Consider the following 23,989-nt stretch of genomic DNA (forward strand, 5'->3'; position numbering starts at 1 on the left):
GCACTGGCCTAATGCGGGCCCATCTGAACAGAGTCATCCGGGAGGACCCGCTCATGAAATCCCTCGTCCTTGCCGCCGGCCTCGCGCTCGCGGCGGCCCCCGCCCTCGCGCAGGAGGTGAACGTCTACTCCACCCGCCAGCCGGACCTGATCGACCCGCTCTTCGAGCGCTTCACCGAGGAGACCGGCATCGCGGTGAATGTCGTGTTCATCGACAAGGGCTTGATCGAGCGCCTGCGCGCCGAGGGCGACCGCACCCCCGCCGATCTGGTGCTGACGGTCGACATCGCCAACCTCTCCGCCGTGGTCGAGGCCGGGGTGACCCAGCCCGTGGAGAGCGCGGTGATCGACGCGAACATCCCGGCGGAGTTCCGCGACACGGACAACCAGTGGTTCGGCCTCACAGCCCGCTCCCGCGTGGTCTATGCCTCGAAGGAGCGCGTGGAGGCCGGCGCCATCACCACCTACGAGGACCTGGCGGACCCGAAGTGGCAGGGCAAGCTGTGCACCCGCTCGGGCATGCACAACTACAACATCGCGCTGATCTCGGCCTATATCGCCCATCACGGCGCCGAGGCGGCCGAGGAGTGGGTGAAGGGGCTGAAGGCCAACCTCGCCCGCAAGCCGCAGGGCAATGACCGCGCGCAGGCGAAGGCGATCTGGTCCGGCGAATGCGACATCGCGCTCGGCAACACCTACTACATGGGCCTGATGCTCAACGACCCGGAAGAGGCACAGTGGGCCGACGCGGTGAACGTGGTCTACCCGGTGTTCGAGGGCGGCGGCGCGCATATGAACGTCTCCGGCGTGGCGATGACGGCCGCGGCGCCGAACCGCGACAACGCGCTGAAACTGATGGAATTCCTCACCACCGAGGAGGCCCAGCACCTCTATGCCGAGCTGAACTACGAGTTCCCGCTGAAGGAGGGCGTGCCCTTCTCCGAGACCGTGGCGGCCTGGGGAGAGTTCGAGCCCGATTCCATCCCGCTCACCGAGGTCGCCTCGCACCGCGCCGAGGCGCTGCGCATCGTGGAGCGCACCGGCTACGACGAGTGAGCCCCCCGCTCCGGGCGGCGGCGCGGCGCGTCGCCCCCGGGCAGGCGGAGAATGCGGCGCGCGGAGGCCCGGAAGGGCTTTTCCGCGCGCTGGCTTTGAGTTACCAGAGTCCCGGATAAGGCGGAGACGGGATGACCGGTCGCAACATCATCGAACGGTGCGAGAGCATCGGCCTGCGCATGACCGGGCAACGCCGGGTGATTGCCAGGGTGCTGGATGCGGCACAGGACCACCCGGATGTCGAGGAGCTGTACCGGCGCGCCTCCGACATCGACGCCCACATTTCCCTTGCCACCGTCTACCGCACCGTGAAGCTCCTCGAAGAGGCGAGCATTCTCGACAAGCTGGAGTTCGGCGACGGCCGCGCCCGCTACGAGGACGCCGAGCGCGAGCACCACGACCACCTGATCGACATCACCACCGGACAGGTGATCGAATTCGTGGACGAGGACATCGAGGCGCTGCAGAGGCGCGTGGCGGAGAAGCTCGGATACGATCTCCGCGGCCACCGGCTGGAACTGTTCGGTGTGCCGCTCAAAACGCCTGGGAAGGACACTACATGACGGCAATCATCGACATCACCGGCCGCGAGATTCTCGACAGCCGGGGCAACCCGACTGTCGAGGTCGACATCCTGCTGGAGGATGGCAGCCTGGGCCGCGCCGCGGTGCCCTCCGGCGCCTCCACCGGCGCACATGAGGCGGTGGAACTGCGCGACGGCGACACGTCCCGCTACCTCGGCAAGGGCGTGACCAAGGCGGTCGCGGCGGTGAACGGCGAGATCGCCGAGGCGCTGATCGGCATGGACGTGACGCTGCAGACCGACATCGACCAGGTGATGATCGACCTCGACGGCACCGAGAACAAGGGCCGGCTGGGCGCCAACGCCATCCTCGGCGTCTCCCTCGCCGCCGCCAGGGCCGCGGCGGAGACCGTGGGCCTGCCGCTCTACCGCTACTTGGGCGGCCCCTCGGCGCGCACCCTGCCGGTGCCGATGATGAACATCATCAACGGCGGCGAGCATGCCGACAACCCGATCGACATCCAGGAATTCATGATCATGCCCGTGGCGGCGGAGACCATGCGCGACGCGATCCGCATGGGCTCGGAGATCTTCCACACCCTGAAGAAGGAGCTCTCCGCGGCCGGCCACAACACCGGCATCGGCGACGAGGGCGGCTTCGCGCCTGCCCTCTCCTCGGCCACCGAGGCGCTCGACTTCATCATGAAGTCGGTGGAGAAGGCCGGCTACAAGCCCGGCGAGGAGGTCTACCTCGCCCTCGACTGCGCCGCGACCGAGTACTACCGCAACGGCAAGTACGACATGAAGGGCGAGGGCAAGGTGATGTCGGCGGAGGAGAACGCCGCCTATCTCGCCAACCTGGTGGACAACTACCCGATCATCTCCATCGAGGACGGCATGTCCGAGGATGACTGGGCCGGCTGGAAGCTGCTCACCGAGAAGATCGGCAACCGCTGCCAGCTGGTGGGCGACGACCTGTTCGTGACCAACTCGAAGCGCCTCGCCGACGGCATCAAGCAAGGCGTGGGCAACTCCATCCTGGTGAAGGTCAACCAGATCGGCTCGCTCACCGAGACGCTGGAAGCGGTCGAGATGGCACACCGCGCGCGCTACACCTCGGTGATGTCGCACCGCTCGGGCGAGACCGAGGACGCGACCATCGCCGATCTCGCGGTGGCGACGAACTGCGGCCAGATCAAGACCGGCTCGCTGTCGCGCTCCGACCGGCTGGCGAAGTACAACCAGCTGATCCGCATCGAGGAAGAGCTGGGCACGGCGGCGATCTACGCCGGCCGCTCGATCCTGCGCGGCTGAGGCCGCCACGCACCGCGCGGCCCCGGCCGCGCCCCGAGGAAGGCCCGTCCGCGGGCCTTCCGAGACGCAGGAACGGCCCGGAACGGGCCTCCGCATGACAGCCGTCGCACACCGGGGGGAGGAACGTCCCTCGGGGGCATCGAGCCCCGTCGGGCCGTCCGCGGCCCGACCCGGGCGCCCGGCGCAGCGGTGCTGCGACACAGCCGCGGAAGAGGGGGGACGGCGCCATGCAGGACGCGCAGGACATCATCCGGACACTCGGGCTGCAGCCACACCCGGAAGGCGGCTGGTACCGCGAGACCTGGCGGGCCACCGCGCCCGAGGGCGTCCGGCCCGGCGGCACGGCCATCCACTTCCTGCTCGAGGCGCACCAGCGCTCGCACTGGCACCGGGTGGACGCCACCGAGATCTGGCTCTGGCACGCCGGCCATCCGCTCACCCTGGGCATCGACGACCGCGATCACCGCCTCGGGCCGGACCTCGCGGCCGGAGAGGCCCCGCAGCTGATCGTCCCCGCCGGCGCATGGCAGGCGGCCACGCCGCTCGGCGGCTGGGTGCTGGTGAGCTGCATTGTCTGCCCGGGCTTCGACTTCGCCGGCTTCGATCTCGCGCCCCCGGGCTGGGTGCCTCCGGGCCGCACGCCCGCCTGAGCGCCGCAGCGCTCTTCCCGCCCGCCACTCCACCCGTGCGCTCTTCTCCCGGCACGCGCCCCCTGCCGCCCGGATCTCGCCCGGCCCTCCGGGCCCCTGCCGCACGACCGGGTCCCTGTCCGCCAACACTCCAACGCCTCCGCCCCCGCCCGCCATCCTGCACGTCCGCTGCCCGCGCGGTGTCCTGCACACCCGGCCTCCTGCCGCCCGCCGCCTGCCAGCGCCCGGCCCTCTGCCCGCTCGCGGTCTGCCGGCCCGGCCCTCCTGTGCCCACCCGCCGCACGCTCGCCCGACCCTCTGCCGCCCGCCAGCCCGGCTCTCTACCCGCTCGCCGTCCACCAGCCCGGCCCCCCTGTGCCCACCCGCCGCTCCGCTCGCTCGACCCTCTGCCTCCCTCGGCCCGCCCTCCGCCCGCGCGCCCGGCACTCTGCCCCCCGCCGTCCTGCACGCCCGGTCCTCTTCACCGCCCCCGGCACGCTGCTCCCGCCGCCCGGCCCCCGCTTCCTCCGACAGACCCCGCATCCTCCGGCAGCCCTGCTGCCCGGGGATTGAGCATTGCGCGCCCGCGCTGTATGACCGCGTCCTGACGCCCTTCCCGGAGCCCTGCCCCATGTCCGACGCCGAAGACACGCCCGCGCCGCCGCAGATCTACCTCGTCACCCCGCCGCGGATCGAGCTCGGCAGCTTTGCGCCCCGCCTCGCCGAGGTGCTGGACCGGGTGGAGATCGCCTGCCTGCGCATCTCCCTCGCCGAGACCGACGAGGACGAGATCCGCCGCGCCGCCGACACGCTGCGCGAACTCGCGCATGCCCGCGACGTTGCCGTGACCATCGAGACCCATTTCCGCCTCGTGGAGCCGCTCGGCCTCGACGGGGTGCACCTGATGGACGCCGCCCGTTCCGTGCGCGACGTGCGCAAGGAACTGGGGCCGGACCGGATCATCGGCGTCTGGTGCGGCACCTCCCGCCACGCCGGCATGACCGCCGCCGAGATCGGCGCGGATTACGTCGCCTTCGGCCCGTTCTCCGAGCCCGGCGCGCTGGGAACCGGCAAGGTCGCGGACCCGGACCTGATCCGCTGGTGGTCGGAAATGATCGAGACCCCCTCGGTGGCCGAGGGCGGCATCACGCCGGAACTGGTGGCCGAACTCGGCTTCTCCGCCGACTTCTACGCCCTCGGCGCGGAAATCTGGGGGCACCCGGACGGGCCCGTAGCCGCGATCCGCGCCCTGAACCTGCTCGCCGCCTGACCGGCGGCGCCGGCCCGCCCTGCCCCTCAGTCGCCCGGCGCGGAGCCCTTTTCGGCCCTGTCCCCGTGCAGGGGCGCGATCTGGTCTGAACCTGCCCTCCGGCTGACCGGCGGATGCCGCCCTGCCCCACTGCCGCCCGGCCCGGAGCGAAGCCCTCTCCGGCCTTGCCTCGCGCAGGGGCGCGAGGTGGGCTGAACCTGCCCCCGCCTGAGCAGCGGCGCCTGCCCGCCCTGCCCCTCAGCTTGCCCGGCCCGGCATGGAGCCCGCTCCGGCCCTGTCCCCGCGCAGGGGCGCGGAGGCGGGGGCGGGGGCTTCGCTCCGACCTACTCCGCGCAGATGAAGTGCAGCCTGTCGAAGCCGGCGCGCCATTCCCGCACCTCGGGCGCGAGGGCAGCGGGGTCGTTCGCCCGCAGCGCCCGGGCGAGGAGCCCGGCCAGCCGCGGCGCATCTGCCGCCGTCATCCCCCAGCGCACCATCTCCGGCGTGCCGATGCGCAGGCCGTTGAGATCGCCCGCCACCGGTGCCGCCGGCAGCCCGATGCCGCAGGTGAGGAAGCCGGCCGCCCGCAGCCGCGCCGAGGCGGCCTGGCCGCCGCCGAACCCGGCCGCCTCCACGGCGAACTGGTGCGAGCGGGTGGCCCCGCGCGCGGCGGCGAAGAGCGGGATGCCCTCGGCGGCCAGCGCATCGGCGAGCCCGCGCGCCAGCGCCACCATCTCCGCGGCATAGGCCCGGCCATGCACCTGCCAGTCCACCATCCCCACGGCCAGCGCGGCCACCCGCCCGGCATCGAAATTCGCCGTGAGCCCGGGATAGGCAATGGCGTCCAGCCGCGCGGCGATCTCGGGATCGCGGGTCAGCACCAGCCCGCCGGCGGGGCCGCCGAGGCTCTTGTAGGTGCTCATCGTCATCAGGTGGGCGCCGAGGTCGAGCGGATTTTCCCAGGCGCCGCCGGCGATCATCCCGCACAGGTGCGCGGCGTCGAACAGCAGCCGCGCCCCCACGGACTCGGCAATGGCGCGCAGCTCGGCCACCGGATGCGGGAACAGGTTCAGCGATCCGCCGAGGGTGATGAGCGCAGGCCGCAGCGCCTGCGCCATCTCCGCCAGCGCGTCGGCATCCACGCTGTAGCCATCCGCGCTCACCGGCGCCTCGTGCACCTCCAGCCCGTAGAGCCCGGCAGCCCCCGGAGCGTGATGCGTGACATGGCCCCCGATGGCGGCAGGCGGCACGATGATCCGGTCGCCGGGGCGGCAGGTGGCCATGAAGGCGTAGAGATTGGCCATCGCGCCGGAGGCCACCCGGAACTCGACATGCGCCGCGTCGAACACCTGCTCGCAGAGCGCGGCGCAGATCACCTCGATCTCCTCGATCGCCTCCAGCCCGGTCTCGTATTTCTCCCCCGGATGGCCCAGCGAGGGGCGCGTGCCCAGCCCGGCGGAGAGCAGCGCCTCGGCGCGCGGGTTCATCACGTTGGTGGCGGGGTTGAGGTTGAAGCACTCGCGCTCGTGGATCTCGCGGCTGCGCGCGGCCAGCGTCTCGACGCGGGCCACGGTGCCGGAGGCGTCCAGCCCGGCGAGAGCGGAGGTGAGCTCCCGCACCCGCGCGGAACTGATGTCGGACATCCACGGGCGGGCAGCGCCCATGGCGGCGGCGGCAGGAACGGTCATCGGCGGTCTCCTGAAATGGCCCGCCGAGCCTAGCCCCCGGACGTCGCCGCGGGCAAACCCGAAATGCCCCTCAGGGCGTGGCGGAGACCGGCGCCGGCGCGGGCGCCACGGGGGAGAGCCCGGCGCGCGCGCGTGCCATGCCCTCGGCCACCTCCTCGCCGCACACCCGGGCGAGGCGCTTGCGATCGGAGAAATCCGCCGCCCGGTGCGGCGGGTGGAACACCACCTGAACCTGCCCGCCGCGCGAGAGACACACGATGTCCCACATGTGCCGGCCGAAATCCATGTCGCCCCACCAGCCGTAGAGCATCTCCGGCGCGCCGGCGACGGGCTGGTAGATCACCGAGACCGGCTGCACCCAGACCGTCTCGTGCAACTCCGGCTCCAGGAACACGGCGAAGAGCGAGCTCTTGAACGGCAGAACCCGCAACCCGTCCGTGCTGGTGCCCTCCGGGAAGAAGCACAGCAGCTGCCCGGAGACGATGCGCGCGCGCATCTCCGCGGTCTGGCGCCGCGCGGCGGACTGCCGGCGCTCGATGAACATCGTGCCGGTGTAGGCCGCCACGGTGCCGATGCCGGGCCAGCCGCGCACCTCGGACTTCGAGACGAAGTTCACCGGGGCCGCCGCCATCAGGGTGAAGATGTCGATCCAGCTGGAGTGATTCGCCACGATGGCGCCGCCGTGGGGCATGCAGGTGCCGCGCACCACCAGCCGCAGGCCGCAGGCACGCAGCGACAGCCGCCCCCAGAGCCCGCGCACGCTGCGGTGCAGGGTGCCGCCGGTCAGCCGCTCCACGCCACGCACCAGCAGGTAGAGCAGGAACAGGCTCACCGTCACCGCCGCGAGCGCGGCAAGGCGCAGAACCCCGCCGATCCGCCCGGACAGCGTCGCGGACGGATAGACGGGTGGCGCCTCGGCCTTCCATGTCATTTCAGGATTCCTTCGGTACGACCGTAATAGTCGCGATAGCGGGACTGCATGCGCCCGGTGTCCATCACCAGGCACACATCCACCGTATTGAACTCATGGTCGCAATACGCGCCGTCGCCGACACACCCGCCGAGACGCAGGTACGCCTTGATCAGCGAGGGCACCGCCAGCATGGCACGTTTCTGGTCGATCTGCTCCCGCGGAATGCGGTTCATCTCGACATAGTGCTGGGGCAGCGTGCGCACCCGCAGGTCCGGCGGGGCGAGATGGTTCTGCCACAGCATCGACAGGGGCTCGGCCAGCGGCTCCGGGTTCGCGCCGGGGAAGCTCGCGACGCCGAACAGGATCTCGATGTCGTTGCGCGTCACGTATTCCCCCACCGCCGACCACAGCAGGTGCATGGCCATGCCGCCGCGGTAATCGGGGTGCACGCAGGACCGGCCGAGCTCGACGGAGGCGCGCGGGCTGTCGAGCAGCAGGCTCAGGTCATATTCCGACTGGCCGTAGAACCCGGGGCCGGCGCGCGCCACGTCGCTGCGCATCAGCCGGTAGGCGCCCACCACGCGGTCCAGCGGGTCCTGCGGGCGGGCGGCCTCGTCGATCAGGACGAGATGGTCGAAATGGGCGTCGAACGCGTCCCGTTCCAGGCGCAGCGCGGCGTCCTCGGGGCTGGTATGCGCGCCCATCTCCTCCACGAAAACCCGGTAGCGCAGGCGCTGCGCACCCGCCACATCCTCCGGCGAGGACGCGATCCTGATGGTGAAACTGTTCTGGTCCAGACGCATGCGCACCCCTTGCTGACGCCATGACCTCCGCGTCGGAAGCGAGCCGCAACCTAAGGAACGGGGCCGCCGGACGCAACCGGTTCCGCCCGCACCGCCCGCGGCGGAGGGCCCGGGGAAGGATTGATCTTGAATTAACTGCGGCTTAACCTTGTTCCCTCAGATAGGATGGAAGGGAGTGCCAGGGTCAGAACGGATCCGGGCTCTCGACTTCGAGAGCGATGCGGGTGCCATCAATGACCACCTTGCCGGCATTTTCGAAGTTGACCGTGATCCGGTCGTGGATGATCGACTGCACCTGTCCCCGGCCCCATTCCGGGGCCTCTGGATTGCGGACGATCGCGCCCGGCTCGATAAAATCGTTCATCTCGTCTCTCCCTCTGGGCGGAGCGGCGGGCAGCGAGGCTGGTGGATGACTGATGTGCCTTCGAAGGACCCGACGGCTCTGGCGACCCTGGTTTCTTCCCGCGTCTGTCATGATCTGATAAGCCCGATCGGCGCCGTGGGCAACGGTCTGGAACTGTTGCAGTCCCTCGTGCCGCCCTCCCCGGAACTGGCCCTGATCGCGGAAAGCGCCGATACGGCCAGCGCGAAGCTGCGCTTCTTCCGCGTGGCCTTCGGCGCGGCGGGCAGCGAGATGCTCGACGCCCGCGGCCTGTCGCAGGCCCTGTCGGGCATGTATGGCGGCGGCCGGATCTCGGTGGACTGGGAGGCCTCGGCGCTGGAGCGGCGCGAGGCGCGGCTGCTGTTCCTGCTGGTGCTCTGCGCGGAATCGGCCCTGCCGCTGGGGGGAAAGATCCACGTGGAGGCCGATGCCGGCACCTTCCGCCTCTATGCCGAAGGCCGCCGCACCCGGTTCGAGCCCGCCCCCTGGGGGCATCTGTGCCGGGGAGACTCCTTCGTGGACTGCAGTTCCGCGCAGGTGCATTTCCTGCTGCTGCGCAGCTTCGCCGCCTCGGAAAACCTGATCCCCAGCCTGTCGGAGGGCGAAAACGGCTTCGCCATCGTGCTGACACCGCTCACCTGAGCTTCCCCCCGTTGGTCGCCAGGCTGAAGATCCGGGCGCGCGCCCCTGCTGGCCGCCGCCCTCCTGCAGCGCCTCGGAACGGCGTCTTGCGCGGGGGTGGGGCGGAGCGCGCCAGCCTGCCCCTGTGGCGGCGGCGGCGTCTCTCGCGCGCGGGGAGGCGGAGCGCGCCCGTCTCCCGGCGCGGTGCAGGTGTGCCCGGCCGCGAGGGTCAGATCCGCGGCGCGAGGCCGGCCCGGAAGCGGCGCATGTTCGCCTGGTAGCCCCGGGCGGAGGCCAGAAGCCCCTCGCGGGCCGCCGCATCGAGCATGCGCACCACCTTGCCCGGCGCGCCGAGCACCAGCGCCCCGTCCGGGATCTCCTTGCCCTCGGTCACCATGGCCCCGGCGCCGATCAGCACACCGCGCCCGATGCGGGCGTTGTTCATCACCGTGGCGTTCATCCCGATCAGCGACCCCTCGCCGATGGTGCAGCCATGCAGCAGCGCCTTGTGGCCGATGGTGACATTCGCGCCGATGTCCAGCGGGCAGCCCATGTCGGTGTGCAGCACGGCGCCGTCCTGCACGTTCGAGCCTTCCCCCACGGTGATCCGCTCGTTGTCGCCGCGCAGCACCGCGTTGAACCAGACACTGGCGCCCGCCCGCAACGTAACCTTGCCCACCACGAAAGCCCCCGGGGCGACCCAGTAATCCCCGTCGTCCGGAAGCACCGGGGAGAGCCCGTCAAGCGTGTAGATGCCGTTCATCCGCGTGTCCTCCGTTCGAATTCCGCGTTCAGCCGCTGCACACGCCCCATCAGCGCCGGCTGGCGCTCGCGGCGCAGACGCTCGGCGCGCAGGATGGCGCGCAGCTCGGCCTCGCAGCGGTCAAGATCATCGTTCACCAGGACATAATCGTATTCCGCCCAGTGGCTTATTTCGTCGCGGGAGCGGGACATGCGCCCGGCGATCACCTCCTCGCTGTCCTGCCCCCGGCCGCGCAACCGGCTTTCCAGGTCGGCGATGGAGGGTGGCAGGATGAAGATCGAGATCGCCGCATCCTTCAGCGGCGAGTTGCGGATCTGCTGGCCGCCCTGCCAGTCCACGTCGAAGAGCACGTCGCGGCCTGCGTCGATGGCGGCTTCCACCGGGGCGCGCGGAGTGCCGTAGTAATTGCCGAACACCTCGGCCCATTCCAGCAGCCCGCCGGCATCGATCATCGCCCGGAAGTCCTCCACCGAGCGGAAATGGTATTCCCGGCCGTCCACCTCGCCGGCGCGCGGGCGGCGCGTGGTGGCGGAAACCGAGAAGCTCACCTGCGCGTCATCGGCCAGCAGCCGGCGCGACAGGGTCGATTTTCCCGCCCCGGAGGGCGAGGACAGGATCACCAGCAGGCCGCGGCGCGGAAGGATGGCGGCGTCACTCGACATTCTGGACCTGCTCGCGCATCTGGTCGATCAGCACCTTCAGCTCCAGCCCCACCCGGGTGAGATCCGGCGCGCCGGATTTCGAGCACAGGGTGTTGGCCTCGCGGTTGAACTCCTGCGCGAGGAAGTCGAACTTCCGCCCCACCGGCCCGCTGGCCGCCAGCAGCTCGCGCGCGGCGGCGACATGGGCGGTGAGCCGGTCCAGCTCCTCGGTCACGTCGGCCCGCACGGCCAGCAGCGCGAGTTCCTGCGCCAGCCGGCCCTCGTCGGCCGGCGCGCCGGCCTCCAGCAAGGCGGCGACCTTCTCACGCAGCGCCGCGCCGGAGCGCGCGGCACGCGCCTCCGCGGTCTCGCGCGCCTCGGCGATGCGGGTCTCGATCTCGTCGATCTGCGCGGTGAGGATGGCGGAGAGGGCGCGGCCTTCGTCCGCCCGCGCGGCGGTGAAGGCGGCGGTGAGCGTGTCGATGTCCTGCAGCAGGGCCGCGCGGCGTCCGGGGGTGAGCACATCCTCGCTCTCGCCGCTGGCCAGCACGCCCGGCAGGGCCAGCAGCCGGTCCGGCGTGGTCGGCTGCAGGGCGAGGCCGGCGGAGATGGCCGCCTGCTCGGCTTCCGCCAGCAGGGCGACGGCGGCGTCCAGCGCCTCCGGGTCGATGCGGCTCGCGGCGGCACCCTGAACCCGGCCGATGCGCAGGCCCACGGTGATGTTGCCGCGGCTGAAGGCCCTGGAGAAGGCGGCGCGCAGCACCGGGTCCAGCGCCTCGCAGCCCTCGGGCAGGCGCAGGCGGATATCCAGCCCGCGGCCGTTCACGCCACGGGCCTCCCAGCGCCAGGACAGGCGCTCATCGGCCCCTGTCGCCTCGGCGAATCCGGTCATCGACTGCACCATCCTGCCCTCCTGTAACGGTCGCGGGCACAATACAGCCGGCGGCAGGCGGTGCAAGCCGGGAGCTGGCACGCAGCTTGCGAGGGTTCCGGCAGAGACGATCTTGGCAGCGACAAATTCGGAGAATTGTACTAAAATGGCACCATATGATGGCCCGGAACAGGACAGGCAGTCCGACGCACGTATCAATTCGGGACAAGGGGGGGCAGCGGCGATGGTCATTTCGGATCCGACACTGCGCGAACTGTCGGATTACTGGGAAGAGCTGCGCAACGGCCGCGCGGCGCCCTACCGCTCGGAAATCGATCCGCGGCACTTCGAATCCGCGCTCGAGAACATGTTCATCCTCGAACATCTGGGCGGCACCAACGTGCGCATCCGGCTGGCCGGGATGACCCTGTGCGAGATGATGGGCATGGAGCTGCGCGGCATGAGCCTGCGCGCGCTGATGCGCATGAACGACCGGGTGGCGCTGGACACCTCGCTGGGCCAGGTGTTCGGCGGCCCGAGCATCGCGCATCTGGAGCTTGACGCCCATGCGCCTTCCGGCGACGTGCGCGCGGCGGAGATGATCCTGCTGCCGCTGCGCAGCGATTTCGGCGAGGTCTCGCGCATCCTGGGCTGCCTGCAGGTGAAGGACCGGCGCGACAGCGATGTGCCGCCGCTGCGCCTGTCGATCCGCACCTCCAGCATCCGCAGCGTCGAGGTGACGGTCGCGCAGCAGCCGGGCACGCCGCGCGGCCCGGGCTTTGCCGAGCCGAAGCCGGGCTTCGTCCACGCCGTCGCGCCGCTGCGCGCCATCGAGGGCGGCGCCAGCAAGCGCAGCCGGGAACGCCGGCGCGACCACCTGCGCCTCGTCGATCCGGACTGACCCCTGCCTCAGACGGCGTAGTTCTCCGCCCCGATCCCCTGGAGCGAGAGCAACGCCGTGAGGTCGCCATGCGTGATGCGGGCGTCGGCCTCCTCCGCCAGCGCGGGCTTGGCCTTGTAGGCCACCCCGAGCCCGGCCAGTTCGACCATCGCGAGATCATTGGCCCCGTCGCCCACGGCGATGGCCTCCGCCGGGGTGATCCCCGCTTCGGAGCAGAGCTTCAGCAGCGCCTCGCGCTTCGCCTCGCGCCCGAGAATGGGCAGTTTCACCGCGCCGGTCAGCTTGCCATCCTCGAAGATCAGCGTGTTGGCCTGGTGCACGGCGAAGCCGGCCTCCGCCGCCACGCGCTCGGTGAAATAGGTGAAGCCGCCGGAGACCAGCGCCGTCATGGCGCCGCGCGCCGCCATGGTGCGCACCAGGGTGCGTGCGCCGGGGTTGAGCGAGATGCGGGTGCGGTAGGTCTCCTCCAGCACGCTCTCGGGCAGCCCCTTCAGCAGCGCGACGCGGGCGCAGAGCGCGGCCTCGAAGTCCAGCTCGCCGCGCATGGCGCGCTCGGTGATGTCGGAGACCTGGGGCTTCACCCCGGCGAAATCGGCGATCTCGTCGATGCATTCCACCGGGATCATCGTGCTGTCCATGTCCGCGATGAGCAGGCGCTTCTCGCGGCCCGCGGCGGGGATGATGTTGAAATCGATCATCTCCTCGCCCAGCACGGCGCGCAGGCCCTCCATCTCGCCGGCCACTTCGGCGGCGGTGGGCGCGAGGCGCCGCACCGTGCCGCCGGCGGCGCGCGCGCGCGCGAGCACGGCATCGGAAACCCCTGCGGCAGAGGTGAGCACGAGAATGGGATCGATCATGGGAGTGCCTCGGTTCGACCGGGCGCGCCGGCCGTCAGGACGGGGGAAAGGGCCCGCGGCCCCGGGCGATGCCGGGCCGCGGGCGGGCGCTCATTCGGCGGCGACGGTGCGGGCAGGCGCGGTGCGCTGCAGCTCGTCGGCGACGAGGAAGGCCAGTTCCAGCGCCTGGGCCGCGTTCAGGCGCGGGTCGCAGGCGGTGTGGTAGCGGCTGGAGAGGTCGGCGTCCGACACGGCGGAGACACCGCCGGTGCACTCCGTCACGTCCTTGCCGGTCATCTCGAAATGCACGCCGCCGGGGTAGGTGCCGAGGTCACGGTGCACGGCGAAGAACTCGCGCACTTCGGAAAGCACACGCTCGAACGGCCGGGTCTTGTAGCCGGAGTCCGACTTGATCGTGTTGCCGTGCATCGGGTCGCAGGACCAGACCACCTTGCGGCCCTCGCGCTCGATCGCCTCGACGAGTTTGGGCAGATGCGCGTCCACCTTGCCGGCGCCGAAGCGCGCGATCAGGGTGAGCCGGCCGGGCTCGTTCTTCGGGTTGAGCAGGTCAGTGAGGCGCAGCAGGTCGTCGGTGCCGAGCGAGGGGCCGCATTTCAGCCCGATCGGGTTGAGCACGCCGCGCGCGAAGTTCACATGCGCGCCGTCCGGCTGGCGGGTGCGGTCGCCGATCCAGATCATGTGGCCGGAGCCCGCGACCGTCTGCCCGGAGGTGGAGTCCACCCGGGTGAGCGCCTCCTCGTATTCCAGCAGCAGCGCCTCGTGCGAGGTGTAGAAATCCACCCGGCTCATCGAGGCGGCGGTCTCCGAGGTCACGCCCGCGGCGGCCATGAAGTCGAGCGCATGCGAGATGCGGTCGGCCATGTCCTGGTACTTCTCGTAGCCCTCGCCGCCGGCGAAGCCGAGGTTCCAGCTCTGCACCCGGTGCATGTCGGCGAAACCGCCCTGGCTGAAGGCGCGCAGCAGGTTCAGCGTGGCCGCCGCCTGGGTGTAGGCCTGCAGCATCCGCGAGGGGTCCGGAATCCGGGCCTCGGGCGTGAAGTCGAACCCGTTGACGATGTCGCCGCGGTAGGAGGGCAGCTCGGTGCCGCCGATGGTTTCCATCGGCGCGGAGCGCGGCTTGGCGAACTGGCCGGCCATGCGGCCCACCTTCACCACCGGGCAGCGCGCGCCATAGGTGAGCACCACGGCCATCTGCAGCAGCACCTTGAAGGTGTCGCGGATGTTGTCGGCGCCGAATTCCTCGAAACTCTCCGCGCAGTCACCGCCCTGAAGCAGGAAGGCCCGACCCTCGGCAACCTCGCCCAGGGCGGCCTTCAGACGGCGCGCCTCGCCCGCAAACACCAGCGGAGGATACTTTGCCAGCTGTCTCTCGACAGTATTCAGCGCCTCCTGATCCGTGTACTCGGGCATCTGGATCCGAGGCCTGGACCGCCAGTCTGTCTTGGTCCATGTGCCGGACATGTCGGTTTCCCCTTTCATCGTTGTTTTGTGGGGCCCGTATATAGGCGAGGCACCGCTGTTAAACCAGCCTAATATCCCCTCGCGGTCTTGTGCGGAAATCGCGGCTTGACCTCGACCTTTGGCTGAACGCAACGTATTTGGACACGTCGCAGCGGAGAGAGGGAGCCAGCGGATCGGAATGAGCGATGCACCCAAACCCAAGCGCTTCGTGTTCCTGATCCTCGAAAACGCGACTCTGCTGTCCTTCTCCTGTGCCATCGAGCCGTTGCGCATCGCGAACCGCGTGGCCGGAAAGGTGCTCTACACATGGGCCGTCGCGGCGGAGAACGGTGAGGCCGTGACCTTCTCCAACGGGCTGCGCGTCACCCCCGACATGGGGTTGGAGGAGCTGGACCGCGACGACATCCTGCTGGTCTGCGGCGGCACGGGGGTGCAGGGCGCCTCCACCCGCGCCGTGCTGAACTGGCTGCGCCGCGAGGCGCGCCGCGGCGTGGCGCTCGGGGGCATCTGCACCGGCAGCCACGCCGTGGCCCGGGCCGGGCTGCTGGACGGGCGGCGCTGCACCATCCACTGGGAGAACCGCGACGCCTTCATCGAGGCGTTTCCGGAGGTGGAGCTTTCGGCCAACATCTACGTGATCGACGGCAACCGCTGCTCCTCCGCCGGGGGCTCGGCCTCCGCCGACATGGTGCTGCGGATGATCGCGGAGGCGCATGGCCCCGATCTCGCCGCCCAGGTGGCGGACCAGATGATCTACACCACGATGCGCACGGACCGCGACGAGCAGCGCCTGTCCATCCCCACGCGCATCGGCGTGCGCCACCCCAAGCTCGCCTCGGTGATCCGGCTGATGGAGGAGCGCATCGAGGAGCCGGAGAGCCCGGCGGACCTCGCCATGGCCGTGGGCATGTCCACCCGGCAGCTCGAACGGCTGTTCCGGCGCTACCTGGACCGGTCGCCGAAGCGCTATTACATGGAACTGCGCCTGCAGAAGGCCCGGCACCTGCTGCTGCAGACCGACATGTCGGTGATCAACGTAGCGCTGGCCTGCGGCTTCACCTCGCCCTCGCATTTCTCGAAATGCTACCGGGCCTGCTTCAGCACCACCCCCTACCGCGAGCGCGGCACCGCCCAGACCGGCGGCACCGCCCCCCGGGCCGACGCGCCCGAAGGCGGGCGGCACGTGGCCGACCGCCCCTGAGCGGGGCACGCTCCTCCTCCGCGCCGCAAGAAGTCGCCACCCGAAGGGCCACCCGGAGAAGCGGTGACCGCACGGTTGACAGGTGAGGACGGCGTCAGCCCCGGACAGATCCGGCACCAGTCTCTCGCGCGACAGATGCCCCCGGGCACCGCCGCACGGTGGAGGTTCCTGCACTGGGACACGGGCGCACCGCAGCACGAGGACACTGCCGCCCGGGTTCAACGCCGCACGGCAGACACTGCTGCGCGAGGGGACCCTTTTCGGGGGGAATTCTGCAAGGCGGACACCGCTGCGGAGGGCGCCGCTGACCGCGGGCACTTCTGGACGGGAAATACTGCTGCACGAGGGACGTTTTCCGGGGCACTGCTGCAAGGCCGACACCGCTGCAAGGGCACTGCTGCGGAGGGCACTGCTGCACCGCGGGCACTTCTGGACGGAAGCACTGCTGCACGGGAGGGCCGACACGCGGCAGCCCTTGGGCAGCGGCCCGCACCGGATGCACACCCGCTGCGCCCTGCGGCGCCGAAACCCCGCGCACAGGGGGGCGCCCGGCACGGTGCGGCCGGCGCCCCGGCCGGTTGGCCCCGCCTCCGGGCAACGGCTGCGATCGGGCATGACAAGTGACCGGCGCTCCGCCGGTCCGGGTCTCATCGAACACCTCAGTGCAGGCGGCAGTCGGATGCTATCCGTCTCCGCGGGTCCCTTCCACCCGACGGGTCAGATACGGCGTATGGGCCGTCGCTCCGGGGCAGCCCCGGCCGGCGGGTCAGATGCGTCGGTCCACCCCGGCGGAGCGGCTGACGTGATGCGCCTGGCCGTTGCCGAACTGCAGCGCCAGCGAGGCTCCGCTCACGCCGCGGACCAGGATGCTGCCCCCGGTGGCGAAGGTGAGGCGCACGGTGTCGATGCCCGTCCAGCCGATGCCGACCTCGTTCAGCCCGGAGGCCAGCGCCCCGTCGATGCGGATCACGGCTTCCGCGCCGGGCGCGAGGTTGAGAGCACCGCCGGTCTCCCCTTCACGCAGCGAGATGACCGACGCGCTGCGCTCCGGCGAGGAGCCATCGGCAGCGGTGATCACCACCTCGGTCGTGCCGGACCGGGTGGCAGCCCGGTCGGCCGGACGGTCCGGCGGTGCATCCTGCCGGACCTGCGGCTCATCCGCCGTGGCCCGGGCTTCCGCAGTTTCGGCGACGGCGAGCGCGACACCCTCCGTTTCGGCCAGGTTCGCATCGTCCGCCGCCACGGCCTCCGCCCCTGCCTGCCCCTGCACGATCTTCTGCCGAAGCTGGATGAGACGGTCCTCAATGAGGATCTGAAGTGGAGTCGACGAATAAGTTGCAGACAGAACCATCATGGCACAGCCCCCTTTGTTGTACTGATCTTCCCGCGACTGTGCCCGGGGCTCAATGGAGAAGTTTCGTCATGGTAAACGCAGCCAACCGGGTTCCCAGGTCACCTCCCCGCAGCCGGAGAACCGCGCCACACGGGTGAGTTCCGCCTCCAGCCGGGCCAGCCGGCCGCCGCTAAACCTCAGTCCCTGCTCGGGCCAGAGCGCCGTGACATGCAGGCGGCCCTCGGCGCGCCGGGCCTTCATGTCGATGCGCCCGACCACCCTGTCACCCTCCAGAAGGGGGAAGACGTAGTAACCATACTTGCGCTTGTGAGCGGGGACATAGATCTCGATGCGGTAGTCGAAGCCGAACAGGCGCAGGGCGCGGTTGCGGTCGCGCAGCGCCGGATCGAAGGGGCTGAGCACCCGGATGCGCGGCGGCGGCTCGGGTGCCGCGGCGGCGCGCTCCGCGAGGCCGGGCCGGGCGAAGACGTGGCGGCCGGAGCCGTCGGCGGTGCCGAATTCCACCACCTCCAGCGCGTCGCGGTTGCGCGCCACCCAGTCCTTCGCCTCCTCCGGGGAGACCGCCTCCCAGAAGGCGGCGAGTTCTCCCGGCGTGGCGAAGCCCAGCCGGTCGAGCGCGCCGGAGCAGGCCCAGTCCACCCAGGCGTCATGGTCCGGCGCGGCGAGGTGGTGATGATCGGGCAGCACGCGCTCCGGCAGATCGTAGATCTTGCGGAAGCTCTCGCGCCGCGAGATGGCCAGGTCCCCGGTGCGCCACAGGTATTCCAGCGCGGTCTTCTCCGGGTGCCAGCCCCACCAGGCGCCGGCGTTGCCGCGGCGCTCGGTCATGAGATCGGCGGCGGTCGTCTCCCCCTGCGCGGTGACATGGGCCAGCACGCGCGACAGCTCCGCCTCGTACTCCCGCCCCTGCCAGCCGGCCCAGCGGTCCGCCAGCCGGGCGCGGGCACGGGCGAAGCGCGGCTTCCACTGCGGGTAGAAGGCGACGGGAATGATGCTGGCGTCATGGGTCCAGTTCTCGAACAGCAGCCGGTCGCGCTCCAGCAGCCGGTCAAGGTCCGCCGGGCGGTAGGACTGGCTGCGCGCATGCAGGATCATGTGATGCGCGCGTTCCACGGTGGCGATGCTGTCGACCTGCACGAAGCCGATGCCCTCGATCACCCGCATCAGCCCGGCCGGGTCCAGCCGCCGGTTCGGGCTCTCTGCGAGGCCATGCAGGTGGAGGAAAAGGCGGCGGGCGTCGCGGTTCGGCAGGTGCAGCATGCAGCGCCCTCCGCCTCAGAGCGCGATGTGGCGCGGGGCGAAGAAGGTCTCCTCCAGGTTGCCGCCGGGCCCGGCCCGGTCGACGACGAGGAAGTCCTGCTCGGCGCCCAGCACCAGCAGCGGATGGTGCCAGATTCCGGTGGCGTATTGCAGCCCCTGCACGCCGCGGCAGCGGAACAGGCGCAGCGCCGCCGGGTCCGGCTCCGGGGCCACCACGGCCAGCCAGTCCGCCCCGCCCAGCGGCACGAAGGCCTGGCTGCCCTTCGGATGGCGTTCCAGCATCGCGATCTCCAGCGGCCGGGGGCGGCCACGGAAGAGGGAAATCACCGTGTCCGCGTCCGTCTCGGCGGTGGCGAGGGCGTGGTAGCGGGTGGTGAAGCCGGCGTTGATCTCCTTCGCGGTGGCCGGGTCGTCCCAGATCACCCGGCCGAAGGGGGCGAAGCTCTCCGGGGTGAGGGGCTCGGGCCGGAGGTCCGGCAGGCTCATGCCCGCCGCCCCCAGATGCGCAGCCGGCCGATGCCGCCGTCGGGGAAGATGTTGAGCTTCAGGTGGGTGACCGTGCCGATGGCGTTCAGCGCCTCCGCGCCGAACGTGTGGATCTCGGCCGGGTGCATCTTCTGCGGCTCCAGCAGGGTGGGCCAGAACATCGACTGGGTGATGATGCTGTCATCGGTGCCGAAGCGCACCTCGGCGGCCTGCAGGCCGGCGCGGTCGGGGTAGTTGCCCCTGTAGTGGCCGGTGTCGATCTCGACCTTCTCGATGATCCCGGGCGCGCCGAGCGCGAGGATCAGCCAGTCGTTCCCCGGCTCGCGGCGGCGGCGGGTTTCCCAGCCGTCGCCCATGTTCACCGGCCGGCCCTCGGAGAGCAGCGCCCAGACATCGCCGTAATGCGCATCGTTGTAGCCCAGCACCCGGCCGCCGTTGCGCAGCGCGGAGAGTTCGACCACGCCGGAGCCGGCGGCCTCCCAGTCCGGCAGCGGGTCGCCGTAGACGCGCAGCCGCGCCATGCCGCCGTCGGGGAAGATGTTGAGGCGCAGGTGGGTCCACGCCCCGTCCGTCACCGCTTCGGCGAAGGTGTGGGCATTGCCCGACAGGGTGGTGGCGGGAACGATCTCGGTCCAGCCGGCGTCGTCTTCCGGCGGCGTCGGGCCTTCGGCCGCCCAGAGCGAGGCGGCGCGGGGGTAGTTGCCGGTGAAATGCGAGGTGTCGAAGTCCACCCCGGCGATGCGGCCCGGCCCGCCGAGGCGGATGATGCACCAGTCATGCCCGGCGTTGCGGCGGCGGATGCTTTCCCAACCGTCCATCCATTTGCCGTTCTCGTCATAGACGTCGGGCTTGAACACCGCCGGCGCGTCCTGCAGCATCCGCGCCATCGGGGCGAAGAAGTCATCGGTGCAGCGCAGGGTGGTCGCGCCCAGGCGGGGCGAGGCGAGATTGATCTTGCCCAGGGCCCAGTCCGGAAGCGGGGCGGGGGCGGCGACGATGTCGGTCATGGAAAGCTCCTCAGGGGCCGGTCTGCTCCAGAGCTATCCGCGCGTCCTGCGCTTGGCAAGCGAGGCGGCGGCGCGCGGGCGGCAGGATTCTCGGTCCCCGGGGGTTTTCAAGCCGGTTAAATGTCGTATGTGTGTGTACACAAGTTTCTGTTCAGCCGAGGAGCACCCGATGGCGCATGATGCCCTTTTCAAGCCGATGGAAATCGGTGCGATCACCGTTCCGAACCGGGTGCTGATGGCACCGCTCACCCGCAACCGCGCCCAGGCCGACGGCACTCCGAACGCGCTTGCCGGGCTCTATTACGCGCAGCGCGCCTCCGCCGGGCTGATCATCTCCGAGGCCACGCAGATCTCCGCGCAGGGCAAGGGCTACAAGGACACCCCGGGCATCTACACGCCCGGGCACGTGGCCGCCTGGTCGGAGATCGTGAACCGGGTGCATGCCGCCGGCGGGCGCATCGTGCTGCAGCTGTGGCATGTGGGGCGCATCTCGCACACCTCGCTGCAGCCCGATGGCGCCAGTCCGGTGGCGCCTTCGGCGATCCGCGCCAAGGGCAAGACCTACATCGAGGAAGGCTTCGCCGACGTCTCCGAGCCCCGCGCGCTGGAGACCTCCGAGCTGGCCGGCATCGTGGAGGACTACCGCCACGCGGCCAAATGCGCCAAGGATGCCGGGTTCGACGGCGTCGAGATCCACGCCGCGAACGGCTACCTTCTGCACCAGTTCATCGCGGACCAGACCAACACGCGCACTGACAGCTACGGCGGCTCGATCAGCAACCGCATCCGCCTCACCCTCGAGGTGGTGCGCGCGGTGAACCAGGTCTGGCCGTCGGACCGCATCGGCATCCGCCTCACCCCGACCCAGCGCGCGAACGACTGCCTCGACAGCACTCCGGAAGCCACCTTCGGCGCGCTGCTGGACGCCCTGGCGATGCAGGACCTCGCCTATGTGCATTTCGTGGAGAAGTTCCCCGGCGCCCAGCAGGACGAGACCGAGCTCGGCATCCTCAAGCGCCTGCGCGAAAAGGTGCGCTGCCGCTTCATCGGCAACGGTGACTACGGCACCGAGGAAGCGGAGCAGCGCGTGGCCTCCGGCGCGGTGGACGCGGTGGCCTTCGGCCGCAAGTTCATCGCCAACCCGGACCTGCCGGAGCGCCTGCGCACCGACGCGGAGCTGAACACTCCCGACCAGGCCACCTTCTACGGCGGCGGCAGCAAGGGTTACGTGGACTACCCGTTCCTCGAAGCCGAAACCGACTGACCTGCGCGATACCCCGCCCGGAACACCGCCCGGGCGGGGCCTCCCTCCTCCGGGGCCTCACGCAACGCCCCGAAACCCCACGCCCGGCGGGTGGCGGCGCGGACGGCCCGGCTGCGCAGCGCGCCCGCCCCGCGCCGCCACCCGCCGCGCGTTTCCGGCCCTCGCGCCCGACCCCGCGGCACTCTCTCCCCCGTCACCGGACCGCGCGCCTTGCTCCGTGGCTCTCCCCCGCTACCGTCCCCTGCGCCCGGCTCCACGGCCCTCCTCCACTACCGTCCCCCGCACCCGGCTCCACGGCCCTCCTCCGCTACCGTCCCCCGCGCCCGGCTCCACGGCCCTCCTCCGCTACCGGACCTCGCGGCTCTCCCACCCCCGTCCCCGGGCGTCGGCGTGCGAGGCCGCGGACGGCCCGACGGGGCTCGATGCCCCTGAGGGACGTTTCCCCTCGCGCCGCCCGCAATCCTGTCATGCGGCGGCCCGTTCCGGGCCATTCCCCCGTCTCGGACGGTCTGCCCTGCGGGCCGCCCGCCCTCGGGCAGGCCCGGGTCAGGGCCTGGGGAATTCACGCCGCCAGTGCCGCGCGATGTCCAGCCGGGTGGTGACCCAGGCGTCCGACCCCGCCGCCGCCACGTGGTCGAGGAAGCGCGCCAGCGCCGCGGCCCGGCCCGGGCGCCCCACCAGCCGGCAGTGCAGCCCCACCGACATCATCCGCCCGCCCTCCTCGCGCAGCACGTCGAACGTGTCGCGCAGGTAGGCGAAGAACTGGTCGCCGGAATTGAAGCCCTGCGGCGTGGCGAAGCGCATGTCGTTGGCGTCCAGCGTGTAGGGCACCATCAGGAAGGGGCCTTCCGGGCCGTCGATGTAGTAGGGCAGCTCGTCGGCATAGACGTCCGCCGAGTATTCGAAGCAGCCGGCGGCCATCGACAGAGGGATGGTGTTCACGCTGGTGCGGCCCTGGTAGATGCCCTCTGGCGGCCGGCCGACCACCTCGGTGTGCAGGCGCACCGCCTCGGCGATATGGGCGGCTTCCACCTCCGGCGGCACGTCGCGGTAATCGATCCACTTCAGCCCGTGCGTGGCCATCTCCCAGCCCGCATCGTTCATCGCGCGCACGGCCTCGGGGTTGCGCGCCAGCGCGGTGGCCACGCCGAACACCGTCACAGGCATCCGGCGGGCGGTGAACATCCGGTGCAGCCGCCAGAACCCGGCGCGGGAGCCGTATTCGTAGATCGATTCCATGTTCATGTGGCGCTGTCCCGGCCAGGGCGCCGCGCCGACGATCTCGCTCAGGAAGGCCTCGGAGGCGGCGTCTCCGTGCAGGATGTTGTTCTCCCCGCCCTCCTCGTAATTCACCACGAAGTTCACCGCCACCCGCGCACCGCCCGGCCAGCGCGGGGAGGGGGGCGTGGCGCCGTAGCCGATCATGTCGCGCGGGTAGTCGTCGGTCATCCTGGGTCTCCTCCGGGTCGGGTTCCGCCCGATCCTAGCGGCGCGGCCGGGCCTGTCCAGCCCGGCCCGGCGCGCAGCCGGCGGTGACGCCGCCCGGCGGAGGCCCGCAGCGGCCTTCGCCACGCCCGCCGCGCTGCGGGGGCCGGAGGCCCCCTCGGCAAGGCGGGCGTTCGCCCCTCAGCGGAGCGCGCGCAGGGCCTCGGGCAGCCGGGCTTCCACCAGGTCGAGATCGGCCGGGGTGCCGGCGGAGATGCGGATGCAGCGGTCCTGCGGCGCCACGAAGGGCATGCGCACGAAGATGCCCCGCGCGCCCAGTTCACGCACCAGCGCGCGGGCGAAATCGCCGTCGCGCCCGCAGTCGAGGGTGACGAAATTCGTCGCCGAGGGCAGGGATTCGAGGCCGTTTGCCGCGCCGATCGCCGCGATGCGGCTGCGCGCCGCCGCCACCTCGCCGCGCACCCGGGTGAGCCAGGCCTCGTCGCCGAGCGCGGCCAGCGCGCCGGCCTGGCTGATGCGGCACATGCCGAAGTGGTTGCGCACCTTGTTGAAGGCGCTTGCCAGCCCCGGCGCGCAGAGCGCGTAGCCCACCCGCGCGCCGGCGAGCCCGTGCGCCTTGGAGAAGGTGCGGAAGCGGATCACCCGGGGGTCGTCGGCATCGATGTCCGGCGCGGAGCCCTCGGGCGCGAGGTCGATATAGGCCTCGTCGAGGCACAGGAGCGCACCCTCCGGCAGGTTCGCGATCATGTCGGTGATCACGCCCGGGGCGTGCAGCCCGGCCATCGGGTTGTCCGGGTTCGCGAGATAGACCAGCGGCGCCCCGGTCTCGCGGGTCTTCGCGAGCAGGGCCTCGGGATCGGTCGCGTCGCCGGTGTAGGGCACGGTTTCCAGCCGGCCGCCGTAGCCCGCCACGTGGAAGTTGAACGTGGGATAGGTGCCGAGGGAGGTGACCACCGGTGTCCCCTGCTGCGTCACCAGCCGCACGAGGTAGCCCAAAAGGCCGTCCACGCCCTCGCCCACCACGATGTTCTCCGGCCGGGTTGCGTGACGCGCCGCCAGGGCGTGGCGCAGGTCATGGTTCTCCGGGTCACCGTACATCCAGGTGTCGCGCGCGGCGGCCTCCATCGCCGCGATGGCCTTCGGCGAGGGGCCGAACACGCTTTCGTTCGCGCCGAGGCGGGCGTCGAACACCCGGCCGGTGGCGCGCTCCTGGGTTTCCGGACCGACGAAGGGCACCGACGCCGGCAGGCTGTCGATGAGAGGGGTATAGCGGGGCGTCATCATCCCGACCTTTGCGAAA

The 23,989-nt window shown here is 71.0% G+C and carries 23 protein-coding genes and 1 pseudogene; 9 read left to right on the plus strand and 15 right to left on the minus strand.

Annotated features, from left to right (window positions below):
- The first annotated feature begins 53 nt into the window (after positions 1–53).
- The 5 genes from FDP22_RS02115 (at position 54) to FDP22_RS02135 (ending at position 4,791) form a co-directional block, all read left to right on the plus strand.
- The gene (locus tag FDP22_RS02115) at positions 54–1,055 is read left to right on the plus strand and encodes a Fe(3+) ABC transporter substrate-binding protein (RefSeq protein ID WP_138576643.1); all 1,002 of its coding nucleotides are present in this window, start codon (positions 54–56) and stop codon (positions 1,053–1,055) included.
- A 131-nt stretch (positions 1,056–1,186) separates the two neighbouring features.
- On the plus strand, positions 1,187–1,618 hold the full coding sequence (locus FDP22_RS02120; RefSeq protein ID WP_138576641.1) for a Fur family transcriptional regulator: 432 nt from the start codon (positions 1,187–1,189) through the stop codon (positions 1,616–1,618).
- A complete protein-coding gene (gene eno, locus FDP22_RS02125) occupies positions 1,615–2,892 on the plus strand; it encodes a phosphopyruvate hydratase (protein ID WP_138576639.1) in 1,278 nt (425 codons plus the stop codon). Before FDP22_RS02120 ends, eno begins: the two co-directional genes overlap by 4 nt.
- A gap of 227 nt (positions 2,893–3,119) precedes the next feature.
- Complete coding sequence (locus FDP22_RS02130; protein ID WP_138576637.1) at positions 3,120–3,542, plus strand: cupin domain-containing protein; 423 nt, start codon at positions 3,120–3,122, stop codon at positions 3,540–3,542.
- A 610-nt stretch (positions 3,543–4,152) separates the two neighbouring features.
- On the plus strand, positions 4,153–4,791 hold the full coding sequence (locus tag FDP22_RS02135; RefSeq protein ID WP_138576635.1) for a thiamine phosphate synthase: 639 nt from the start codon (positions 4,153–4,155) through the stop codon (positions 4,789–4,791).
- 323 nt (positions 4,792–5,114) lie between these two features.
- On the opposite strand, the gene FDP22_RS02140 is transcribed toward FDP22_RS02135, so the two are convergent.
- The 4 genes from FDP22_RS02140 to FDP22_RS02155 form a co-directional block, all read right to left on the minus strand.
- Positions 5,115–6,458, minus strand: a complete 1,344-nt coding sequence (locus tag FDP22_RS02140; protein ID WP_239031846.1) for a serine hydroxymethyltransferase — start codon at positions 6,456–6,458, stop codon at positions 5,115–5,117.
- A 70-nt stretch (positions 6,459–6,528) separates the two neighbouring features.
- Entirely contained in the window at positions 6,529–7,389 is an 861-nt protein-coding gene (locus FDP22_RS02145; protein ID WP_138576633.1) for a lysophospholipid acyltransferase family protein, read from the minus strand.
- Positions 7,386–8,174, minus strand: coding sequence for an L-ornithine N(alpha)-acyltransferase (gene olsB, locus FDP22_RS02150; protein ID WP_138576631.1), 789 nt, complete (start codon positions 8,172–8,174; stop codon positions 7,386–7,388). Before olsB ends, FDP22_RS02145 begins: the two co-directional genes overlap by 4 nt.
- A gap of 184 nt (positions 8,175–8,358) precedes the next feature.
- The gene (locus FDP22_RS02155) at positions 8,359–8,538 is read right to left on the minus strand and encodes a DUF3553 domain-containing protein (RefSeq protein ID WP_138576629.1); all 180 of its coding nucleotides are present in this window, start codon (positions 8,536–8,538) and stop codon (positions 8,359–8,361) included.
- 45 nt (positions 8,539–8,583) lie between these two features.
- Here FDP22_RS02155 and FDP22_RS02160 point away from each other — a divergent pair, with 45 nt between their 5' ends.
- Positions 8,584–9,198, plus strand: a complete 615-nt coding sequence (locus FDP22_RS02160) for a histidine phosphotransferase family protein (RefSeq protein WP_138576627.1) — start codon at positions 8,584–8,586, stop codon at positions 9,196–9,198.
- 208 nt (positions 9,199–9,406) lie between these two features.
- On the opposite strand, the gene FDP22_RS02165 is transcribed toward FDP22_RS02160, so the two are convergent.
- Genes FDP22_RS02165 through FDP22_RS02175 form a run of 3 tightly spaced genes read right to left on the minus strand, consistent with a single transcriptional unit; the run spans position 9,407 to position 11,485 of the window.
- On the minus strand, positions 9,407–9,940 hold the full coding sequence (locus FDP22_RS02165; protein ID WP_138576625.1) for a gamma carbonic anhydrase family protein: 534 nt from the start codon (positions 9,938–9,940) through the stop codon (positions 9,407–9,409).
- Positions 9,937–10,602 carry a guanylate kinase gene (gene gmk / locus FDP22_RS02170; protein WP_138576623.1) on the minus strand — a complete coding sequence of 222 codons (666 nt, stop codon included), beginning with the start codon at positions 10,600–10,602 and terminating at the stop codon, positions 9,937–9,939. Before gmk ends, FDP22_RS02165 begins: the two co-directional genes overlap by 4 nt.
- Complete coding sequence (locus tag FDP22_RS02175; RefSeq protein WP_138576621.1) at positions 10,592–11,485, minus strand: YicC/YloC family endoribonuclease; 894 nt, start codon at positions 11,483–11,485, stop codon at positions 10,592–10,594. Before FDP22_RS02175 ends, gmk begins: the two co-directional genes overlap by 11 nt.
- 211 nt (positions 11,486–11,696) lie before the next feature.
- Between FDP22_RS02175 and FDP22_RS02180 the strand changes: the two genes are divergently transcribed.
- The gene (locus tag FDP22_RS02180) at positions 11,697–12,353 is read left to right on the plus strand and encodes a PAS domain-containing protein (RefSeq protein WP_170317556.1); all 657 of its coding nucleotides are present in this window, start codon (positions 11,697–11,699) and stop codon (positions 12,351–12,353) included.
- A gap of 8 nt (positions 12,354–12,361) precedes the next feature.
- Here FDP22_RS02180 and serB read toward each other — a convergent pair whose 3' ends face one another.
- Entirely contained in the window at positions 12,362–13,210 is an 849-nt protein-coding gene (gene serB, locus FDP22_RS02185) for a phosphoserine phosphatase SerB (RefSeq protein WP_138576617.1), read from the minus strand.
- A gap of 90 nt (positions 13,211–13,300) precedes the next feature.
- Positions 13,301–14,671: a class II 3-deoxy-7-phosphoheptulonate synthase gene (locus tag FDP22_RS02190; RefSeq protein WP_138576615.1), complete on the minus strand. Its 1,371-nt coding sequence runs from the start codon at positions 14,669–14,671 to the stop codon at positions 13,301–13,303.
- Positions 14,672–14,849: 178 nt separating this feature from the next.
- Between FDP22_RS02190 and FDP22_RS02195 the strand changes: the two genes are divergently transcribed.
- A complete protein-coding gene (locus FDP22_RS02195; RefSeq protein WP_138576613.1) occupies positions 14,850–15,872 on the plus strand; it encodes a GlxA family transcriptional regulator in 1,023 nt (340 codons plus the stop codon).
- Between the two features lie 766 nt (positions 15,873–16,638).
- Here the strand turns inward: FDP22_RS02195 and FDP22_RS02200 are convergent.
- From FDP22_RS02200 to alc, 4 genes are all read right to left on the minus strand, one after another.
- The gene (locus FDP22_RS02200; RefSeq protein WP_138576611.1) at positions 16,639–17,226 is read right to left on the minus strand and encodes a hypothetical protein; all 588 of its coding nucleotides are present in this window, start codon (positions 17,224–17,226) and stop codon (positions 16,639–16,641) included.
- A 66-nt stretch (positions 17,227–17,292) separates the two neighbouring features.
- Complete coding sequence (locus FDP22_RS02205) at positions 17,293–18,483, minus strand: winged helix-turn-helix domain-containing protein (protein ID WP_170317758.1); 1,191 nt, start codon at positions 18,481–18,483, stop codon at positions 17,293–17,295.
- An 18-nt stretch (positions 18,484–18,501) separates the two neighbouring features.
- Entirely contained in the window at positions 18,502–18,972 is a 471-nt protein-coding gene (locus FDP22_RS02210) for an ureidoglycolate lyase (RefSeq protein WP_138576607.1), read from the minus strand.
- Entirely contained in the window at positions 18,969–19,979 is a 1,011-nt protein-coding gene (gene alc / locus FDP22_RS02215; RefSeq protein ID WP_138576605.1) for an allantoicase, read from the minus strand. Before alc ends, FDP22_RS02210 begins: the two co-directional genes overlap by 4 nt.
- A gap of 169 nt (positions 19,980–20,148) precedes the next feature.
- Here alc and FDP22_RS02220 point away from each other — a divergent pair, with 169 nt between their 5' ends.
- The gene (locus FDP22_RS02220) at positions 20,149–21,243 is read left to right on the plus strand and encodes an alkene reductase (RefSeq protein WP_138576603.1); all 1,095 of its coding nucleotides are present in this window, start codon (positions 20,149–20,151) and stop codon (positions 21,241–21,243) included.
- 555 nt (positions 21,244–21,798) lie between these two features.
- On the opposite strand, the pseudogene puuE reads toward FDP22_RS02220, so the two are convergent.
- Positions 21,799–22,692: pseudogene (puuE, locus tag FDP22_RS02225) on the minus strand (allantoinase PuuE); the annotation flags it as partial.
- Positions 22,693–22,869: 177 nt separating this feature from the next.
- Complete coding sequence (locus FDP22_RS02230; protein ID WP_138576599.1) at positions 22,870–23,973, minus strand: pyridoxal phosphate-dependent aminotransferase; 1,104 nt, start codon at positions 23,971–23,973, stop codon at positions 22,870–22,872.
- Between the last annotated feature and the right edge of the window lie 16 nt (positions 23,974–23,989).

Source organism: Paroceanicella profunda, from assembly GCF_005887635.2.
Taxonomy (GTDB): domain Bacteria; phylum Pseudomonadota; class Alphaproteobacteria; order Rhodobacterales; family Rhodobacteraceae; genus Paroceanicella; species Paroceanicella profunda.

What these genes read in the sequence shown, in the direction of transcription:
- olsB (WP_138576631.1), bottom strand. Translation starts at nt 8,174, where the DNA reads ATGCGTCTGGACCAGAACAGTTTCACCATCAGGATCGCGTCCTCGCCG.
- FDP22_RS02155 (WP_138576629.1), bottom strand. Translation starts at nt 8,538, where the DNA reads ATGAACGATTTTATCGAGCCGGGCGCGATCGTCCGCAATCCAGAGGCC.
- serB (WP_138576617.1), bottom strand. Translation starts at nt 13,210, where the DNA reads ATGATCGATCCCATTCTCGTGCTCACCTCTGCCGCAGGGGTTTCCGAT.
- FDP22_RS02145 (WP_138576633.1), bottom strand. Translation starts at nt 7,389, where the DNA reads ATGACATGGAAGGCCGAGGCGCCACCCGTCTATCCGTCCGCGACGCTG.
- FDP22_RS02160 (WP_138576627.1), top strand. Translation starts at nt 8,584, where the DNA reads ATGACTGATGTGCCTTCGAAGGACCCGACGGCTCTGGCGACCCTGGTT.
- FDP22_RS02210 (WP_138576607.1), bottom strand. Translation starts at nt 18,972, where the DNA reads ATGAGCCTGCCGGACCTCCGGCCCGAGCCCCTCACCCCGGAGAGCTTC.
- FDP22_RS02130 (WP_138576637.1), top strand. Translation starts at nt 3,120, where the DNA reads ATGCAGGACGCGCAGGACATCATCCGGACACTCGGGCTGCAGCCACAC.
- gmk (WP_138576623.1), bottom strand. Translation starts at nt 10,602, where the DNA reads ATGTCGAGTGACGCCGCCATCCTTCCGCGCCGCGGCCTGCTGGTGATC.
- FDP22_RS02120 (WP_138576641.1), top strand. Translation starts at nt 1,187, where the DNA reads ATGACCGGTCGCAACATCATCGAACGGTGCGAGAGCATCGGCCTGCGC.
- FDP22_RS02180 (WP_170317556.1), top strand. Translation starts at nt 11,697, where the DNA reads ATGGTCATTTCGGATCCGACACTGCGCGAACTGTCGGATTACTGGGAA.
- FDP22_RS02135 (WP_138576635.1), top strand. Translation starts at nt 4,153, where the DNA reads ATGTCCGACGCCGAAGACACGCCCGCGCCGCCGCAGATCTACCTCGTC.
- eno (WP_138576639.1), top strand. Translation starts at nt 1,615, where the DNA reads ATGACGGCAATCATCGACATCACCGGCCGCGAGATTCTCGACAGCCGG.
- FDP22_RS02220 (WP_138576603.1), top strand. Translation starts at nt 20,149, where the DNA reads ATGGCGCATGATGCCCTTTTCAAGCCGATGGAAATCGGTGCGATCACC.
- alc (WP_138576605.1), bottom strand. Translation starts at nt 19,979, where the DNA reads ATGACCGACATCGTCGCCGCCCCCGCCCCGCTTCCGGACTGGGCCCTG.
- FDP22_RS02195 (WP_138576613.1), top strand. Translation starts at nt 14,850, where the DNA reads ATGAGCGATGCACCCAAACCCAAGCGCTTCGTGTTCCTGATCCTCGAA.
- FDP22_RS02140 (WP_239031846.1), bottom strand. Translation starts at nt 6,458, where the DNA reads ATGACCGTTCCTGCCGCCGCCGCCATGGGCGCTGCCCGCCCGTGGATG.
- FDP22_RS02200 (WP_138576611.1), bottom strand. Translation starts at nt 17,226, where the DNA reads ATGATGGTTCTGTCTGCAACTTATTCGTCGACTCCACTTCAGATCCTC.
- FDP22_RS02230 (WP_138576599.1), bottom strand. Translation starts at nt 23,973, where the DNA reads ATGATGACGCCCCGCTATACCCCTCTCATCGACAGCCTGCCGGCGTCG.
- FDP22_RS02115 (WP_138576643.1), top strand. Translation starts at nt 54, where the DNA reads ATGAAATCCCTCGTCCTTGCCGCCGGCCTCGCGCTCGCGGCGGCCCCC.
- FDP22_RS02165 (WP_138576625.1), bottom strand. Translation starts at nt 9,940, where the DNA reads ATGAACGGCATCTACACGCTTGACGGGCTCTCCCCGGTGCTTCCGGAC.
- FDP22_RS02190 (WP_138576615.1), bottom strand. Translation starts at nt 14,671, where the DNA reads ATGTCCGGCACATGGACCAAGACAGACTGGCGGTCCAGGCCTCGGATC.
- FDP22_RS02175 (WP_138576621.1), bottom strand. Translation starts at nt 11,485, where the DNA reads ATGGTGCAGTCGATGACCGGATTCGCCGAGGCGACAGGGGCCGATGAG.